This is a genomic window from Armatimonas sp. (assembly GCF_043760365.1).
GTDB lineage: Bacteria > Armatimonadota > Armatimonadia > Armatimonadales > Armatimonadaceae > Armatimonas.
This window is the reverse complement of the sequence record NZ_JAYUPA010000906.1, coordinates 1-2,952: the sequence shown is the minus strand read 5'-3', so window position 1 is coordinate 2,952 and position 2,952 is coordinate 1. Positions and strand designations below refer to the sequence as shown.

3 protein-coding genes are annotated in these 2,952 nt (G+C 57.8%); all 3 read right to left on the bottom strand.

The features are described 5' to 3' along the window. Window positions 1-1,342 (bottom strand): DUF1501 domain-containing protein (locus ACH2EH_RS22680; protein WP_395145334.1); only part of this gene is annotated, 1,342 nt, incomplete at its 3' end. A gap of 28 nt (window positions 1,343-1,370) precedes the next feature. Next, entirely contained in the window at window positions 1,371-2,222 is an 852-nt protein-coding gene (locus tag ACH2EH_RS22675) for a phosphodiester glycosidase family protein (RefSeq protein ID WP_395145332.1), read from the bottom strand. After that, window positions 2,222-2,857 (bottom strand): hypothetical protein, encoded by a 636-nt coding sequence (locus ACH2EH_RS22670; RefSeq protein ID WP_395145330.1) that lies wholly within the window; start codon window positions 2,855-2,857, stop codon window positions 2,222-2,224. Before ACH2EH_RS22670 ends, ACH2EH_RS22675 begins: the two co-directional genes overlap by 1 nt. Window positions 2,858-2,952 lie beyond the last annotated feature (95 nt).

The window sequence follows — 2,952 nt, the reverse complement described above, 5'->3', positions numbered from 1 at the left end:
CTTTGACGATATTGTAGGAGAAGTCGTCGGTCTCGCCGTAGATCGTGCCGGGCTTGGAGCCGCCGCCCGCCATCCACATCGTGAAGCAGCGCGGGTGGTGGTCGCGCCCATAGTTCTCCTTGGTGAGCCCGCCCTGTGAGTAGATCGTCCGTCCGAACTCCCCGCCCCAGATGATGAGCGTCTCCTCAAAGAGGCCACGGTTCTTGAGATCCTGGATTAATCCCGCACACGCCTGGTCAATGTCTTTGCACTGGCTCGGAAGCCTGCCCGCGACATTGGCGTGGGTATCCCAGTTATTGAGATAGACCTGAATGAAGCGCACGCCACGCTCCACCATACGCCTCGCCGTGAGCGCGGTGTGGGCAAAGCTGCCAGGTTTTTTGGCCGCCTCGCCGTAGAGCTCGTAGGTACTGGCGGGCTCGTTTTTAAGATCCGTCAGCTCGGGAACACTAGCCTGCATGCGAAATGCCAGCTCGTACTGTGCGATACGCGTGTGGGTTTCTTCGTCGCCGACGGTCTTGAAGTTGAGCTGGTTCAGCGCCTTCAGGCCATCGAGCGTCTGCCGCCGGACTCCGGTATTCACGCCGGGCGGATTATTGATATAGAGAATCGGGTCGCCTGCGGCACGGAAAGAGCACGCGGCATGCTCGCCCGGTAAGTAGCCCGACTGCCAGAGCCGTGCAGAAATCGCCTGCACCTGGTCCGTGTTGCTCGGCTGCGCCACAAGCACCACAAAGGTCGGCAGGTCGGAGTTCATCGAGCCCAGGCCGTAGCTGGTCCAGGCCCCGAGACAGGGGCGCCCGGTCACTTGATTGCCCGTCTGCATGTAGGTAATGGCGGGCTCGTGGTTGATGGCCTCCGTGTGCATCGAGCGAATGAAGCACATGTCGTCCACCATCTTGGCCGTGTTGGGCAAGAGCTCCGAGACCCACATACCGGATTTGCCATGCTGTTTGAAGGTGAACTTGCTCGGTGCAATCGGAAAGCGGGACTGCCCGCTGGTCATGGTGGTCAGCCTTTGGCCGTTGCGGATAGATTCCGGGAGGTCTTTATCGTACATCTTGACCATCTCCGGCTTGTAGTCGTAGAGGTCCATCTGCGGCGGTCCGCCGACCATGTGCAGATAGATCACGTGCTTGGCCTTGGGCGCAAAGTGCAGCTTGGGCAGTGCACCGGGCACGGTCTTATATTTTGGTTTCGTTTGTGCGAAAGCCTCGCCGCCCAGCGCAGAGAGTGCGGCCATGCCAAGGGCGTTGGCTCCGCTGCGCAGAAACTGCCGCCGGGTCTCCAGGCGTACCCACTCTTCGACAAGCGGATGAATCGGTTCTTTATCGTGCTTCATAACTCTATTATGCCTCAAGTCAATTTCTTTAAGTCAGCTTCTTTGCAAAAATTCCCAGGTGGTTAGCAACATGCCGCTCTCGTCCGGGTATCCGACAGTCAATCGGAGAGTTTAAAATCCCCCGCCCCTGCGCCACCATTGTCGCCGACCCGCCACCATCTAGCTGGATCGCAACGCTCACCCCTCGCTCGACCAAGACATCTGCAAGCTCTTTGGCCGTCGCGCCTTCACTGTAGCCACTCTGCCGTCCATCAATAAGCAGTAAAAGTAGCTTTGTTCCCACCAGTCCCACGGCCACACGAGGGCTCAGCTCCGTATTTTCTTCTCTTCCGTCCAGCAACAGCAGATGCCCTCCCCAAGCATTCCAGATAGCCTTCGGAGGCTCTACACTCACCTGCACTTCGTTTTCTCGGCTGATCCAGAGCGTCGTCTTGAGCAGGTGACCATCGTTTCGGTTGTAGATCACCCCCTCGCTAGCTGCCGCCCCCTGCGTTGCCACCGGGTCGCCGGGCTTAGGGTAGTAGTCCCAGATGGTACTCGAGTACCAGGGCATGAAAAAGTCCCCATTGATCGCGATCTGGCAGCCCTGCTCTTTAAGAAATACTGTCGTTTTCTTACCCACAAAAGGCATGGCTGCCTCAGGGTTGCCGGGCGTAGCAAGGAACCGCACTCCCGGTGCGCTCAGATCAACACTCAGCCAGTGCAGTACCATCGGGCGCGGTGCCTGCCTATTTTCCCGCTCGTAGACAACGCCCTCAAAGAGCGCCTCCCGCACCTCAGGCGGCTGTGGACGGTGGCGCAACACGCGCCAGCCCGTCAGCCCCACCCCACTGAGCAGCACCGCGCCGCCTAAAACCCCACGCCGTGAAAGCCGAGGCATCAGTCAGCCGTCTCCAAAATGTACACCAGCACCCCGAAAAGCTCCGGCAAGTCGGTGAGCGTGTAGCCGGTTGTCTCTAGCACAAACTCCGTTCCGATCAGTTTCCCAAACTTCCACAGCTCGCCATCGGTAACAATGCCAAAGACTGGTAGGCTCGGGTTGTCATTGAGCTTCTGCGCCGCGATCAGCTCCGCCAGGCACTGCCCCCAGCCCTGCTCGAAGTCATTTTTCTTCGCCTCAACCACCACCACCAGCGGCATCTCCAGCACCGTCTTGCCCAGCGCAGATTTCGTCGCTATCAGGTAGTCCGGAATCCCGGAGAGCTTCTCGCTGTAGTGTAGTGGCTTCTGAATCCAGAAGGCGTAGCGCTCGTAAAACTGCTTGTAAGCCTCCCGGAGTAGCGGCGAGATCACCAGCTCGGTGCGCGATGCCTTCGACGTAAAAATATCCATGTTGACGCGACTAAATTCTAAGTCGCGCAAAAAGGCATCGGGCGGCAGAGCTGGCTTGGCGAAGAGAAAACGCTCCTCGCGGTAGGCAATCCCAAACTCCCTCTGCGTCTGGGAGATATTTTTGTAGTCGCTAAATGCCATGCGCTCCTCCAACCCCGCCACCGTGAACTTACTGTGAACCATTTTTCTGCTCAGTCAATCCCGATTGAACCATGTAACATAGAATACCGATAATTTTTTCCACATCGGAGATATAGTAATCGCTCATATCCATCTCA

What these genes read in the sequence shown, in the direction of transcription:
- ACH2EH_RS22675 (WP_395145332.1), bottom strand. Translation starts at nt 2,222, where the DNA reads ATGCCTCGGCTTTCACGGCGTGGGGTTTTAGGCGGCGCGGTGCTGCTC.
- ACH2EH_RS22670 (WP_395145330.1), bottom strand. Translation starts at nt 2,857, where the DNA reads ATGGTTCACAGTAAGTTCACGGTGGCGGGGTTGGAGGAGCGCATGGCA.